Annotated in this window: 14 protein-coding genes; 4 read left to right on the top strand and 10 right to left on the bottom strand. The window is 71.7% G+C overall.

The annotated features are described in order from the left end of the window. The 3 genes from trxA to G6R25_RS13735 form a co-directional block, all read left to right on the top strand. Window positions 1–314, top strand: a 314-nt coding sequence (gene trxA / locus G6R25_RS13745) for a thioredoxin (RefSeq protein WP_163553287.1), incomplete at its 5' end; no start/stop codon positions are given. 395 nt (window positions 315–709) lie between these two features. Further along, entirely contained in the window at window positions 710–2,017 is a 1,308-nt protein-coding gene (locus G6R25_RS13740) for an N-acetylmuramoyl-L-alanine amidase (RefSeq protein WP_163553286.1), read from the top strand. A gap of 229 nt (window positions 2,018–2,246) precedes the next feature. Beyond that, the gene (locus G6R25_RS13735) at window positions 2,247–2,885 is read left to right on the top strand and encodes a GNAT family N-acetyltransferase (protein ID WP_163553285.1); all 639 of its coding nucleotides are present in this window, start codon (window positions 2,247–2,249) and stop codon (window positions 2,883–2,885) included. Window positions 2,886–2,969: 84 nt separating this feature from the next. Here G6R25_RS13735 and G6R25_RS13730 read toward each other — a convergent pair whose 3' ends face one another. The 10 genes from G6R25_RS13730 to rpmH all read right to left on the bottom strand — a co-directional run bounded on the left by G6R25_RS13730 (window position 2,970) and on the right by rpmH (window position 11,717). Then, on the bottom strand, window positions 2,970–3,974 hold the full coding sequence (locus G6R25_RS13730) for a ParB/RepB/Spo0J family partition protein (RefSeq protein WP_163553284.1): 1,005 nt from the start codon (window positions 3,972–3,974) through the stop codon (window positions 2,970–2,972). After that, window positions 3,971–4,741, bottom strand: a complete 771-nt coding sequence (locus G6R25_RS13725; protein ID WP_163553283.1) for a ParA family protein — start codon at window positions 4,739–4,741, stop codon at window positions 3,971–3,973. The genes G6R25_RS13730 and G6R25_RS13725 overlap by 4 nt, the downstream gene beginning before the upstream one ends. A 187-nt stretch (window positions 4,742–4,928) precedes the next feature. Next, window positions 4,929–5,753 (bottom strand): 16S rRNA (guanine(527)-N(7))-methyltransferase RsmG, encoded by an 825-nt coding sequence (gene rsmG / locus G6R25_RS13720; RefSeq protein WP_163553282.1) that lies wholly within the window; start codon window positions 5,751–5,753, stop codon window positions 4,929–4,931. Between the two features lie 286 nt (window positions 5,754–6,039). Further along, on the bottom strand, window positions 6,040–6,426 hold the full coding sequence (locus G6R25_RS27080; RefSeq protein WP_235948335.1) for a hypothetical protein: 387 nt from the start codon (window positions 6,424–6,426) through the stop codon (window positions 6,040–6,042). A gap of 795 nt (window positions 6,427–7,221) precedes the next feature. After that, window positions 7,222–8,235 (bottom strand): hypothetical protein, encoded by a 1,014-nt coding sequence (locus G6R25_RS30530; RefSeq protein ID WP_419469358.1) that lies wholly within the window; start codon window positions 8,233–8,235, stop codon window positions 7,222–7,224. 163 nt (window positions 8,236–8,398) lie between these two features. Further along, entirely contained in the window at window positions 8,399–8,965 is a 567-nt protein-coding gene (locus tag G6R25_RS13710) for a Jag family protein (RefSeq protein ID WP_163553281.1), read from the bottom strand. Between the two features lie 114 nt (window positions 8,966–9,079). After that, window positions 9,080–10,510, bottom strand: a complete 1,431-nt coding sequence (gene yidC / locus G6R25_RS13705) for a membrane protein insertase YidC (protein ID WP_163553280.1) — start codon at window positions 10,508–10,510, stop codon at window positions 9,080–9,082. Window positions 10,511–10,522: 12 nt separating this feature from the next. Then, on the bottom strand, window positions 10,523–11,140 hold the full coding sequence (gene yidD / locus G6R25_RS13700) for a membrane protein insertion efficiency factor YidD (protein ID WP_163553279.1): 618 nt from the start codon (window positions 11,138–11,140) through the stop codon (window positions 10,523–10,525). Then, window positions 11,137–11,550: a ribonuclease P protein component gene (gene rnpA, locus G6R25_RS13695; protein WP_163553278.1), complete on the bottom strand. Its 414-nt coding sequence runs from the start codon at window positions 11,548–11,550 to the stop codon at window positions 11,137–11,139. The genes yidD and rnpA overlap by 4 nt, the downstream gene beginning before the upstream one ends. Window positions 11,551–11,579: 29 nt before the next feature. Next, window positions 11,580–11,717 (bottom strand): 50S ribosomal protein L34, encoded by a 138-nt coding sequence (gene rpmH, locus G6R25_RS27075; RefSeq protein WP_009741462.1) that lies wholly within the window; start codon window positions 11,715–11,717, stop codon window positions 11,580–11,582. Window positions 11,718–12,495: 778 nt separating this feature from the next. Here rpmH and dnaA point away from each other — a divergent pair. Further along, entirely contained in the window at window positions 12,496–14,112 is a 1,617-nt protein-coding gene (dnaA, locus tag G6R25_RS13685; protein WP_163553277.1) for a chromosomal replication initiator protein DnaA, read from the top strand. Window positions 14,113–14,562: the final 450 nt, after the last annotated feature.

Here is a 14,562-nt window from a genome sequence, read left to right as displayed (position 1 = left end):
CCACCCCCGTGACCGACAGCACCTTCACCGCCGAGGTCCTACAGAGCGACGTACCGGTCCTGGTGGACTTCTGGGCCGAGTGGTGCGGCCCGTGCAAGATGGTCGGGCCGGTCCTCGAGGAGATCGCCAAGGAGCACGGCGAGAAGCTGCGGATCGTCAAGCTGAACATCGACGAGAACCCGGAGACGGCGCGGAACTACCAGATCATGTCGATTCCGACCATGGCGGTCTTCGTCAAGGGCGAGGTCGACAAGAGCATCGTCGGCGCGAAGCCGAAGGCCGCCCTGCTGCGCGACCTCTCGGCCTACATCTGATCGTTCCCCGCGACACCTGATCCTCTCCGACGGCCACTCGGCACTCACCCTTGCGGGTGGGCGCGGCAGCGGCCGCCACCGACGGCCCGCCGAGCGTCTCTGCCGGCGGGCCGGCGGCGTATCCCGGGACCCGCCGCCGGCTGCGGCTCACTGTCAGCCCACCTCACCCCGAGGCCGCCGCCAGGATGGGGTGCCGTACCACAGCGCGGACAGGTCGGTCACGCAGGGTCAATGGCGGAGGATCCCGCTCGCGGCCGGTCGGACCACGCGGGCGTGCCCTAGGCTTGAGATTCAGCAAGCGGCAGTCGGGAAACAGTTCGTCGACGCGGCGGTCCCGACCACCGGGCTCCGCCGGGGAACACGTTGGGGGCAGGCAAGCTGAAAGGTACACGTTCGTGAAGCTGTTGCGGCTGGGAGACCAAGGTTCCGCCGTCGCCGAGGTTCGGGTGGCCCTGACCTATCTCGGTTTTCTCCCCGTGACCCCCCGACAAAGCGGGGAACAGGGCAATGTCGCGCCGCCCGGAACACGTCCCGGGGAGTCGATGGGGACTGAGCTGCCCCCGTCGGCCGCTACCGCCCCGGCCAGCCCCGCAGCACCAGCCAGCCCCGCAGCACCAGCAGCTGCGGACGGCGCACTCGGCCCAGCTGCGGCGTCGGGGGGTGCCGCGGTCGCTCCGCCCGACCGGTTCGACCGTGATCTCGACAACGCGCTGCGGGCATTCCAGCAAAGCCGGGGCCTCTCCGTCGATGGGATACTCGGTCCGGACACCGCACGGGCGCTCGAGGAGGCCCGCCACAATCTCGGCGACAGGTTGCTCTATTTCAGCGCCGCGCACCCCTTCGTCGGGGACGACGTGGCGGCGTTGCAAGAGCGCCTGTTCAACATGGGGTTCGACGTCGGCCGGACCGACGGCATCTTCGGTCTGCGGACGGAGAGCGCGGTGCGCGACTTCCAGCGCAACCGCGGCCTGGATCCCGATGGCCGCTGCGGTCCGCGGACGCTGCGCGAGCTCAAGAGGCTGCGCCGCACCGTGACCGGTGGCCGTCCCGACGTGCTGCGCGAGTCGGTCCGCCTGCTCGCCCGCGGCACCTCGCTGCTCGGGGTGGTCGTCGCCCTCGATCCCGGGCACGGCGGCGACGACCTCGGCATCGTCAGTGGCGGCCTGTGCGAGCGGGACCTCATGGCCGATCTCGCCGCCAGGCTCACCACCCGACTGCTCGACTCCGGCCTGGAATCCCACCTCATCCACGGCCCGGACGAGTCGCCGAGCGAGTCCGAGCGCGCCGCCCGTGCGAACGAGCTCGAGGCCGACCTCCTGATCTCGCTGCACACAGACGGCAGCACCTCCCGTCACGCGCGGGGGGTCTCAGCCTACTACTACGGCAACGCCCGCGGGTCCTCGGCCGTCGGTGAGCGATTCGCCCAGCTTGTCCAGCGTGAGATCGTTTCTCGCACCGACATGCTGGACTGTCGCACGCACCCGAAGGTCTGGGATCTGCTCCGCCGCACTCGGATGCCGACGGTCCGGCTCGATCTCGGCTACCTGACCAACGATCATGACGCGCGCGCACTCGGCTCGACCGAGTTCCGCGCCGCGGTCGCCGAGGCGGTCCTCGCGGCGACGCAGCGACTGTTCCTCCCACCGGAGATGGACGCCCCGACGGGACAGCTTCACGTCCCGCGGCTCGCCGGTCGCGCCTGACGGCCCCGCCGGTCCAACCGGCACCCCGGCACCCGCCGCGCCGGCGGATGCCGCGAGGCGAGGCGCCCGCAGCAGCCCGGCGCGCGCGGGAGAGTGGTTTCACGTGAAACAGGTGCGGTGCGTCGGGGGTCGATCCAGGCCGGTCGGCCTAGGCTGAGTCCAAACGGCCGCGATTCACCCCACCGGAGTGGACGGCGGCCCGGTGGCCAACCGCGGGAGTGCCCTTTCGATGAGTCGTCGCATCGCGAACATCACCCTGGACAACATTGACGACCTGCCGCTGCCCTGCCGCCACTGCGTGTTCTGGGAGCTCGATCCGGTCGCGCGCAGCCGCGCAGAGGAGACCGGGGCCACCGGCCTCGAGAAGGAGGCCTGGGTCTCTGCGGCGCTACTTGAATGGGGAAGCTGCGGGAAGATCGTCTACGTTGACAATGTCCCGGCCGGATTCATCATGTTCGCGCCGCCGGCGTACGTGCCCCGCTCGGCCGCCTTCCCCACCAGCCCGGTGTCACCGGACGCGGTCCTGTTGATGACGGCGCTCATCGTGGAGGAGTTCGCGGGCCAGGGCCTCGGCCGCATCCTCATCCAGTCCATCACCAAGGAAATCCTGCGCCGGGGGTTCAAGGCGGTGGAGGCGTTCGGTGATCTGCAGAACTCCGGCGCCCGGTGCGTGGTGCCCGCCGACTACCTGCTGGCCGTCGGCTTCAAGACCGTGCGCCCCCACCACCGGTGGCCCCGGCTGCGTCTCGAGGTGAAGAACGCGGTGAGCTGGCCTGAGGACGTCGAGGTAGCGCTCGAACGACTGCTCGGCTCGATGACTCCAGAGGGAGTGCTCCGCAAGGTCGGCCAAGCCGGCAATCCCGCCTGACGCCAGCCGGGACGCCTCGTCCCCGCGTCCCATGCTGGTCAGCCCGCCCCTCCCCCGGGAAGGATCCCTGGATCGGCCGGCGGGCTAATGGGGCGAGACGGCGTCCGGCACGGTCGTGGGGGACATCACCGCGACGATCCGCTCCAGGTCCTCGATGGAGCCGAACTCAACCGTGATCTTTCCCTTGTTTCGCCCCATATCCACCTTCACCCGCGTCTCGAAGCGGTCCGAGAGCTGATCGGCGAGTCGAGACAGGGTCGGCGGGGTCGAGCGGGGGCCGCGCGGGGCCCGCTTGCGCGGCGTGTCCTCGTCCAGCGCGACAATCTCCTCGACGGCCCGAACGGACAGCCCCTCCGCGACGATGCGGGTGGCGAGCCGATCCTGAGCCTCGGCGTCGCGCAGCGAGAGCAGCGCCCGCGCATGGCCCGCCGAGAGCACGCCGGCCGCAACCCGCCGCTGCACCGCGGGCGACAGCCCGAGTAGGCGGATGGTGTTGGTGACGTGCGAGCGGGACCGGCCGAGCCGGCCGGCGAGCTCCTCGTGGGTCGCCCCGAAGTCCTTGAGCAGCTGCTCGTACGCCGCCGCCTCCTCAAGCGGGTTGAGCTGCTGGCGGTGCAGGTTCTCCAGCAGGGCGTCGCGCAGCATGGCGTCGTCGGCGGTCTCCCGCACAATCGCGGGGATGCGGGTCAGATCGGCGAGCTGGGATGCCCGCCAGCGCCGTTCGCCCATCACGAGCTCGTACTGCTCCGGCCCCACCTGGCGTACGACGACCGGCTGGAGCAGGCCAACCTCGCGCAGGCTCGCGGCCAGCTCCTCCAGCGCATCCTCGTCGAAGTGCGTCCGGGGCTGGCGCGGATTCGGGACGATCGACCCAACCGCCAGCTCGTGGAAGGTCGCGCCCTGCACAGACAACGGGCCGATACGCTCGCCGCTGCGCAGGCCGAAGGCGCCGAGGTGACCGCCGACCCCGTCGGCATAGCCGGCGGGGTCCGCCGCGAAACGATCGGCACCGGGCTCCTCGACGGGCGGGGGGGCGACGGGGATGAGGGCTCCGAGCCCACGCCCCAGCCCACTGCGGCGCGCGCTCATGCACCCGCTCCGTTCGGATCGAAGCCCCGCTCGGCAAGCTCACGGGCCGCTGCCAGGTAGGACAGGGAGCCGCGGGAGGTCGGGTCGTAGGTCAGCGCCGACTGCCCGTAGCTCGGGGCCTCCGCGAGCCGGACGTTGCGGGGGATCGTCGTGGCCAGCACTCGATCCCCGAAGTGTTCCTTGACCTCGTGGACGACCTGGTCGGCCAACCTGGTGCGCGAGTCGTACATGGTCAGCAGAATCGTCGACAGGCGCAGGTCCTGGTTCAGGTGGGCCTGGACGAGCTCCACATTGCGCAGCAGCATGCCGAGGCCCTCCAGCGCGTAGTACTCGCACTGAATCGGGATGAGCAGCTCCCGCGCCGCCACCAGCGCGTTGACGGTCAGCAGACCGAGCGACGGGGGGCAGTCGATGAGGACGTAGTCGACCTCCCGCTTCATGCTCTGAATGGCCCGGTGCAACCGATTCTCCCGCGCCACGAGCGAGACGAGCTCGATCTCGGCGCCGGCCAGGTCGATCGTCGCAGGGGCGCAGAACAGTTCAGGCCCCTCGGTCGAGGCGACGATGACCTCGTCGAGCGGTCGGTCACCGAGGAGCACCTCGTAGATGGACGGGACACCGGAATGGTGATCGACACCGAGCGCCGTTGACGCGTTGCCCTGCGGATCGAGGTCGATCACCAGGACTCGGATGCCGTGCGAGGCCAGGGCCGCGGCCAGGTTGACCGTCGTCGTCGTCTTGCCCACGCCGCCCTTCTGGTTGGCCACCGAGATGATGCGCCGCCGAGCGGGCCGGGGGAATGGTTGTCGTCGTTCTGCCGCCAAAGCTTCCACTGCTGCCGCCGCCGCCGCTCCGATCGGGGTCGACCGGTCGAGCGGATCCAGCGGGGGAATGACGGAGTCGTAACCCCGATAGCCCCCGCCCGCGGAGCCGCTTCGGCCCGTCGACACTGTTTCACGTGGAACGAGACTGCCCACGCGTCGGCTGGTCACGATCGACCTCCCGTGATCGCCGTGAGTCCCGCGCCGTTCGTCTGACCTGTCTGCCATCGTGCCGCTCACCGTCGCCGCGCCCTTTCCTGCCTTCGGCCCGGGAAGGCTGGGATGACCGCACGGCTCGGAGGACCCGGGTGGGTTCATCCACCCGCCCCTCTCCGCACACCACGACATCCACCGGATGCCACCCCTGGGTTCCGAGACTGCCGCGCGCGTCCTGCAATTCCGCCAGGATCCGCGAACCGCGCATCGCCAGCATGACACCACCCGGTTGCAGCATCGGAAGGAGGATTGCGCCCAGCCGCTCGAGCGGGGCGACCGCGCGTGCGACGGCTACTCCGAATCTACGACCCTCCGGGCCGATTCCGGCATCCGGCGCGCGGCCACGCAGGACGGAAACCTGGCCCTCCAGGCCCACCGCGGCCACAACCTCCTGAAGAAAGCGGCAGCGTCGTTCCATCGGTTCGAGCAGCACGACCCGCACGTCCGGGCGGGCGAGGGCGAGGGGGATTCCCGGCAGACCGGCGCCGCTGCCCACGTCAACGGCATCAGCACCCGCGGGGACGATCGCGGCGAGGACCCCGCAGTTGAGCACGTGCCGCTCCCAGAGCCGGTCCGTCTCCCGGGGACCGATCAGTCCGCGCTCCACCCCGGCGGTCGCCAGCAATTCGGTGAAGCGGGCCGCCGCCGCGAGCCGCGGACCGAACAGCTCGGCCGCCGCCGCCGGCACCGACGGCGGCTGGCTGGCTGGGCGCACCGGACCCGAGGCGTCAGAGTCGGTCATCGCACACCCGCCCGGGCCGGCCCGGAGGTGCCATCCCCGTCGCTGCCGAAGGCTGCCTCGACGGCAACGGGTAGGCCGGGCCAGCCGGATCCCGTTCCCGGCAACGGCTCGGGTGGGCCGCCGCCGGGCATCGTGAACCGGGCGGGACAGGACGAGGCAGAGAGAGGATCGCACACCCGACAAGCATCCCCGCTGTGCCCGACGGGGCATGCGCCGCGGTACCCGACGGAATCCGCCGGCCCGAGTCAGCCGCCGCTCGAGGCCGGTTCAGTGGCCGGGCGACGGTTCAGTGGTAGGCGACGATGACCCGCCGGGGCGGCCGAGCGCCCGGGACACAACGGTCGTAGCGGGTCAGCGCCCCGGTCAGCCGAAAATTCCAGTCCTGGGTCGCGCACCAGCCGGTCCCGTGCAGCGACGCGAGCTGGCCAGCCAGATCCGACCGCTCGATGTCGAAGACGAAGACGAGCAGATGCCCGGGTGGGACCGGGCGATGCGCGAGCTGACGTACCAGAGCGGGCTTGGTGCCGCCGAAGAAGACGGTGTCCCGCCGGGCGATCCGGGCCGGCGTACCAACCCCCGCCGGCCACGGCCACCCGGGTGCCGGCCGCCAGGTCCGTCGGCCGGTGACCGCCGACGGCCCTCGCCCCGTCGACCACGAGACCACCGGTGCCACCGACGGCTCCGCGCGGCGCGGGCACCGTCACCAGCGACCCGACGGCGGACGTCTCGTCGGCGGCGGCGTCGGCCGTTCCCCCAGCGCCGCCCGGCCGGGAACGCTGGTCCCTCCCGGGGCCGGGCAGAAGATCGGCGGGATCGCGCGGTCCGTCATCGCTGACCTCCATCGCGTAAAGCCAGCCCGGCCGGGCGAGTCGACCGCCGACCGCGACGACGTCTCCCGGCCGAGCCACCCGGCGGGTGACGAGGGCCGCATCGACCATCAGGTCCAGGCCGCGTAGCCGATCCCGGTGCTCCCACAGCGGTCGACTGCCCGACAGGGACGTCTGCGCAAGCAGGACGCCGCAGCCGGTGATCGCGATGACCACGGCGATGGGAAACGCGACCGCGGCGCGGGCCCGGCCGAGCCGCGAGCCCGCGAGCGGGGGCACTCGAGCCGGCCCGGCCAGCGCTGGCGGCAGGGTCTCAGGAGAGGCCGCGGGAGCCGGGACCGCCGTTCCGGGAAGGGCGGATCCGCCGTCACCTTCTGTCATCGACCCCGGCGAAAAATCGGAGAGTGACCGAGAAATTACCGATCCAGGCAAGGGTAGGGGGGTAGGGAGAGCACCCTTAGAGCGCTCAGCGGCCTGCTGGGGCCCGCCACGGGACAGCTGGTCGAGCACCATCGACAGAAGGGACCGGATCACCCGCTCGGCGCCCACCATCACCACAACAACGAACAGTGGCACCACATACAGGTTGGTCCGGGTCGGTCCGAACGGCCAGTAACGCACGGCACTCGCGCCGAGCATCATCAGCTCCGCACCGCCGAGCGCGGCAAGCAGAGCCCGGCCCTGCCGGTGGCGGGCGAGCGCCACGACACCGATCCCCCCGGCCACGGCGACGGCGTCCCGGTAAGGACCGCCGGCGCCGAGCCCAACGGGCCCGCGGGCACCGTGCCGTGGATGAGGCTCGGGTCGAACCGGTCGATTCCCGGCGGCGAGCCGGTGACGGTGACGCGGATCTGCTCGGCGACGAACCGCACTGCCGCCCACGGCCCGCGACCGGCGAGGAACTGCCGATCCCAGTAGTCGCCGTTGCGCTGGCTGGACTGGTGGGCGACGAAGCCGACGGTGTGCGCGGTGCTCAGCGCGATCGCGGGAAGGCACTCGACCAACCGCCACCGCCGCGCCGGACCGCGCCACAGGTCGACCGCCGCCAGCGGGAGCACCACGAAGATCCCCGGCACGGCGGCGAGCGCCAGCGCACCCGCCGCCGTTCGCCGGGCCAGGCGGCCGCGGTCAAGTCCACGAACGGCGCCGGCGGCCGGGGCCTCGCCGGGCGGCCCGAGCGGGTCCGCGGTCCAGACACCGACGATGCACACCGCGGCGAGCGCCTCCACCGTGTACGGCTTGAGCTGGGTGGCCAGATCGAGAAACGTCGTGTTGAGGCACAGCCAGCAGGCGGCGAGCACCGCAGCGCCCGTGCCGGCGAAACGGCGGGTGAGCACGACGATCGCGGCCCCGAGCAACGGCAGCGCCGCATAGCCGGGCAGGCGCAGCGACCAGGCGTGCCAGCCGAACACCTCGCCGGTAAGCCGGGTGATCCCGAGCCAGCCGAACGCGGACGGCGTGTTGGCGACCGTCAGCTCCGACCAGAACGACGCCAGCGGCTCGCTGACGAAGTGCGCCCGCCAGATCTCGTCGTACCAGAGGGGTCTGGTCAGGTAGGCGTGCAGCAGGCACAGCACGCCGGACAGGCCGACCGCGACCGCGCCGGCCGCCAGCGCCGTGGACCGCCCAGGCCGACGACGGCCCGCAGGCGGCACGGCATCCCCCGATCACCAGCGGCGGTCACCGCCGCACCTCCGGCCCGAATCTAGCCGCTGCCATCAGGACACAACGCAGAGGAGGTCGTTATGCCCGTCTGGCGCGGTCCGCGCGCAACGCACCGGATCAGACGCCGATGGGCGGCCAGCCCGGGGAGCCGGGTCAGCCGAGCAGGATGACGACCCGCCGGCTCGGCTCCTCACCTTCGGATTCGCTGTGCACGCCGTCGATCTCGGCGATCACATCGTGGACGACCTTGCGCTCGAACGGGGTCATCGGGGCGAGCGTCTCGGGCTTGCCGCGTTCGATCGCACGCTCCGCCGCCGCCGTCGCGACCTGACGGAGCTCAACCCGACGTCGCGCCCGATGACCGCCGACGTCGAGCATGAGGCGGCTGCGAGTCCCCGTCTTCTGCAGGACGGCCAGCCTGGTCAGCTCCTGCAGCGCCTCGAGAGCCTCGAGAGCCTCGCCACCGGTTCCGATCAGCTTGTCCAGCTTCTCGCCGACCACCGCGACGACGGCCCGGCCGCCCTCGACATCGAGATCGAGATCGCCGTCCATATCGACGATGTCGAGCAGGCCCTCGATGTAGTCAGCGGCGATTTCCCCCTCCTGCTCGAGGTCGACGAGTCGCCGCTCCTGCGGGCTGAGCCCGGTTTCCTCCGGGGAGCCTTCCTCGTCGGAGACTCCAGCTCCATCCACAGCCAGGTCAGGTGCCGAACCGGTCATCAGCGCTTCTCCAGGGGAACAGGGGGCGGCGGAGCAGAGATTACGGGATACCTCCGCACGGCGACGAAATCAGGGGGACCGGCGAGTTCGCCGGTCGGGGAGAGGCTCCCCGGGTCAACGCCGCCCGCCGGGCCGCTTACCCTTGCCTCGCCGCTTGGCGGGGCGGGAACCACCGACCTGGCGACGGACACCGGCGGGAACCGGAGCGGGGCGGCCCGCCGCGCCGTCACCCGTCGCGGGCACGGCGGCCGGCTCGGCGCCGCTGCCGGCGGCCTGCGCGGCGCCCTTGCCCGGCGAGTTCTTCCGGCCACCCCACGGGGACTTGCCCGCGGCCGTGGACCGCGCCGCGGTGGGGGCCGCAGCGTCCTCGGCTTCCCCGACCGCGCCCGGGCCGGGCAGGGCATCCGGCTGGGAGCTCTTCGCCGGCTCGGCGGCACGGACGGCGGACGCGCCGCTACGGGACCGGGTCCCGGGCGGGGCCGTCGACGAGCCGCGCCCAGCCTTCGTCGCGCTGCCCTTGGCGGCGGCACCCTTGGCGGCGGCACCCTTGGCGGCGGTCGAACCACCGCCCGACGCGGCCACCGCCCCGGCACCGGAGTCGCTACTCTTGGCCAGGCTCGGCCCGCCCGCAGTCGCCGGCCGAGGGCGGTTCCTGGACTTGGCACCGGCCCGCACGCCCGGCGCCGGGCGGGACGGGGCGGGCGCGCCGTCGGCCGCGGTGCGGGCACCGGGGAGCCGGCCATTGGCGGGGAGCGGGCGGACCGGCGGCATCCGCTTGATCACGAAGAACTGCTGACCCATGCTCCACAGGTTGGTGGTGAGCCAGTAGAGCAGCACGGCGATCGGGAACCGGAACCCGAAGACCGCGAGCATCAGCGGGGAGCCGTAGAGCAGGACCTTCTGGCCGATCGCCTGTTGCGGGTCCACCGGTCCGGTGCGGGCCATGATCTGCCGCTGGGTCATGAAGGTGGTCAGACCCATCAGCACGATCAGCACGACCGCGAGGATCTTGACGTGAGTGCTGTTCACCCCGAGGAAGTGCACGAAGTCGCTGTCGGAACCGAACTCGCTGGCGAGCGAGATTCCGAAGACCTTGGCCGAGGCGATCTGCTCGACCTGCTCCGCGGACAGCCCCACCCGGGGCCGCCAGACGAGGGACCCGTTCGGGCCCTCGTTCATCGGAGCCAGGTGGGTGAACACATGGAACAGCGAGATGAACAACGGGATCTGGAGCACGATCGGCAGGCAGCCCAGCAGCGGGTGGCCATGTTCCTTCTGCAACGCCATGATCTCTTGCTGCATGCGGGGCTTGTCGTGCCCGTACTTCTCCCGGATCTCCTTGATCCGCGGCTGCATCATCTGCATCGTCCGCTGCGACTTCACCTGCTTGACGAACAGCGGGAAGATCAGGACGCGGACGGCGATGACAAGCAGGACGACCGAGAAGGCCCAGGCGAAGAACCTGTCGGCGCCGAAGATCGGCGCGAATCCCTTATGGAAGAAGACGATCGCGTTCGCCGCGAGATGGTAAAGGGGATTCAACAACGTTCAGACTCCTTACGCCCACGGTCCACGACCGGAACCGACGATCTCGGCCCGCGTCCCCTCGGCCGGAGACGGAAAGCCATGCCTGTGGGCCGGCGCAACGGCACCGGTGTGTCCGGGCGCGACCGCGCGGTCACCATGTCCGGAGACGGTCGTCACCCCCCTGGGGTTGCGAACGACTCCCGGCCCCACAGTGGTTCCCGGATCCGCGCCTGTACTCGACCGAACCCCGGTATCCGGCGGTCCGCCGGCGGGCGGGGGAAGCCCGGCGGGCGGACCGGTGGGCTCGCCGGGAACCGGGTCGTACCCGCCAGCCGACAGCGGCTGACAGCGCAGTAGCCGGCCGACGGCCAGCGCTCCACCGCGCACGCCGCCATGACGGCGAACGGCCGTCAGCGCGTAGGCGCTGCACGACGGCTCGAACCGACACATGCCGACGTTACGACCGGACCACCCGGCCCGGTAGAGCCGCACGAGCCCGGCGAGCGCCCAGGCAAGCGGGCCCCGAACCGCGCCGTCGGCCGTGCGGGCGACGCTCGGCAGGTGCCTGCGGGCCGGCCCGCAGGCCAGGAAAAGATCAACGACGGCGATCGCCGCCAGCGCCGCGAGCAAGACAATCCCGGCGGTCATCGGCTGCTCCCCACCACGGGCCGCGGGGCCCGGACCCGGCGCGCGCGGGCGTCGTCGCGCGGGGCGTCCGAGACCGCGCGCGCAGCCCGCGCGAGCGCGTCGTCGAGGGCTTGGCCGAGCAGCTCGGAGCTGGCCGAGGCCGCCTCCGGCAGAGCGCGCACCACCAGCATGGTCCCCGCAGGCAGCTGGCCCAATCGGGCCCGCACCTGCTCGCGCAGGCGGCGGCGCACCCGGTTGCGCACGACGGCGTTGCCGACCCGACGGCCGACGACGAAACCCGCCCGCGGAGACTCACCACTGGTTGTCCACAAGCCGTGGACAACCAGTGGGCCGGACCGGGTCCGCCGGCCCGCGGTCCCCACGCGGGCGTGTTCGGCCCGGGTCCGCACGCGGGAACCCTCAGGAAGCATGACAGCCGGGGTACAGCAGGAACCCGCCGTCAGGCGGAGAGCTCGCTGCGGCCCTTGCGACGGCGGGCGGAGACGATGGAACGACCAGCACGGGTCCGCATACGCAGCCGGAACCCGTGCGTGCGGGCCCGCCGGCGGTTGTTCGGCTGGAAGGTGCGCTTACTCACGTGAAGACTCCGTCTGCAAGATGGACGCGGGCGGTGAGCTCCGTCGCCGAGGGAGTGGGCCACACCACACGGCCCGCGCAAGCGCATCCCACGACAAACGAAGCGGTCTAACACCGCGGTTCGACCTAGCCTACACATGCCGGCGCCGTGAACCGCCCGGCGACCGCGCCCCCTTCGCCGTCAGCTCGAGCCGGACCGGCCCACCCGACCCGCGACCGTGGCCCGACACGGTCGGCCCGGAGCCACCGCAGGCCCGACCGCGGCCCACATCCGGACGGACCCGGCCACCGACGTGGCTGCTTGTAAGCAAATGCCACACGGCCAGGATTACCGACCCGGGCTGGCCTGCCTGCCCCGCCACGGTCCGCCCGTTCTCGCCCGACCCCGGCACAGCCCGAGCAGGCAGCGCCTTACGATCCTTGGGCGACATCACGTGCACGCGGGTGCCGGACGGTGCCGGGCAGGCCCGCGTTCAGGGGCCCACCGGCCGGGTGCACTCTGGCCTGTGGAAACGCTTGTGGAGAGGGTGATCGGCGGAGGCCGAGGCAGATCCGGATGACGCGACGGAGTCGGGCACCGCACGGGGAGTGAGCCGCTTACGCCACGCCGGAGGCCCTGCCGCGTCCATGCACAGGTTGTGGACGACGATGTGGAGAACCATCGGGACGAGGCGTCCCGGTCGCGGCCGGACCGGGACCACATCAACATCCGCGACGTACCCCCCATCTGAGGGGCCAGCACCGCCCGCAAACCGTACCGAACTGCCCGAGGAGCCCCCGTGTCCAACCCCCGAGCCGACTCCGTCGCCGGTCTACCTTTCGGGGAGGAACCTACGGGCGACCCGGACCTGGCCGCGGTCTGGAGCCGTGCCGTCGCCGGAGTCGCCGACGGCACGTTGTCCGCCCAGCAGCGCGCGTGGCTACGCCTGACCCGCCCGCTCGGCCTCGTGCAGGACACAGCCCTGCTCGCCGCTCCGAACGAGTTCACCAAGGAGCTTCTCGACTCGCGGCTGCGGCCGTTCCTGTCCACAGCGTTGTCCACAGCGTATGGACGGGAGATCCGGGTCGCGGTCACCGTCGAGCACCTGCCCGATCCGGAGCCGATGAGTGGCCCGATCAGGATCGTCCGGCCGGGAGAGGGCGGCGCGCAGCGGGACCCCGGCGGTTCCCGGGGACGCGGATCGGGCGGCGCGGGGGCCACGGACTCCGGCAAGGGGAGGGGAGCCGCCGCCTCGCCGGCGGCCGGCGAGGCGGTGAACGGCGAGCTGCCCTTCCCCGATTCCACCGAGAGCGCCCCGCCGATGCGGGTGGCTGCGGGGCTCGGCCGCGACGCCGCTCCGCTGGAGACCGAGCCCGCGCAGGCCCGGCTGAACCCCCGTTACGTCTTCGAGACCTTCGTCATCGGAGACAGCAACCGATTCCCCCACGCGGCCGCGGTGGCCGTCGCCGAAGCGCCGGCGAAGGCATACAACCCGCTGTTCATCTACGGGGACTCCGGGCTCGGCAAGACCCACCTGCTGCACGCGATCGGCCACTACGCGCTGAAGCTGTACCCGAACACCCGGGTCAAGTACGTGAGCTCGGAGGAGTTCACCAACGACTTCATCAACTCGATCCGGGACGATCGCCAGCAGGCCTTCCAGCGCCGCTACCGGGACGTCGACGTCCTGCTCGTGGACGACATCCAGTTCCTGGAGAACAAGGAGCGGACGCAGGAGGAGTTCTTCCACACGTTCAACGTCCTGCACGACGGCGAGAAGCAGATCGTCATCAGCTCCGACCGCTCGCCCAAGCAGCTCTCGGCGCTCGAGGATCGGCTGCGCAGCCGGTTCGAGTGGGGCCTGATGACCGACATCACCCCGCCGGACCTCGAAACCCGCATCGCGATCCTGTCGAAGAAGGCCGCCACCGAGCGCCTGCCCGTGCCGCCCGACGTGCTCGAGTACATCGCCACGCACATCGAGCGCAACATCCGCGAGCTGGAGGGTGCGCTGATCCGGGTCGCGGCGTTCGCGAGTCTGAACAAGTCCCACGTCGACCGCACGCTCGCCGAAATCGTGCTGCGGGACCTCATCCCGGACGCCGGCAACCCCGACATCACCGCAGCGGCGATCATGAACGCGACCGCGGCGTACTTCGGCGTCTCCATGGACGACCTGTGCGGCACCTCCCGAAGCCGGGTGCTGGTGACGGCCCGGCAGATCGCCATGTACCTGTGCCGCGAACTGACCGACCTGTCACTGCCCAAGATCGGCCAGCACTTCGGGGGCCGTGACCACACGACGGTCATGCACGCCGACCGCAAGATCCGCGGCCTGATGGCCGAACGGCGCGCGATCTACAACCAGGTCACCGAGCTGACCAACCGCATCCGGGTCCAGGCCCGCCAGCCCTGACCCGGGCAGGGCACCCCGACCGCAGCAGGCGGCCGGGCACCGGTCCCTGATCCCCGGACCGCGCCTCAGTGGCCCGCGCCCGGGGTCACTGAGGCGCGGTGGCAGGTCCTTCGCCCCGCCCGCCCTGGCCACCGCCCGCCACCGGTGGGGCTGTACCGGCGCACATGTGCGCCGGGCGGAGTGCGGCCGGGCGGAGTGCGGTGCGTTCTGCACGCTCTGCGAGCTCGAACCGTCCAGAACGCACCGCAACAGGCGTCGGTTCGGGGGACACGCTGCCGGGCAGCGCGGAAGCCGGGGCTGATCGGCTTCCGACACTCACACGTCGAGGTGGGCGAGCTGCGCGGCCCCGGGTGGGCGATCTCATGGGGTGGGCGTCACAGCGTGTGGGGCACCGTCGCGGGCATGGACCCCGCGAGGCGCCCACTAGCACGCCCACCTGGCGCCCTCGAG

Origin of the sequence: Candidatus Frankia alpina, from assembly GCF_902806485.1 — a bacterium.
In the GTDB taxonomy this organism is placed as follows: Bacteria; Actinomycetota; Actinomycetes; order Frankiales; family Frankiaceae; genus Frankia; species Frankia alpina.
This window is presented reverse-complemented; position numbering and strand designations above follow the sequence as displayed.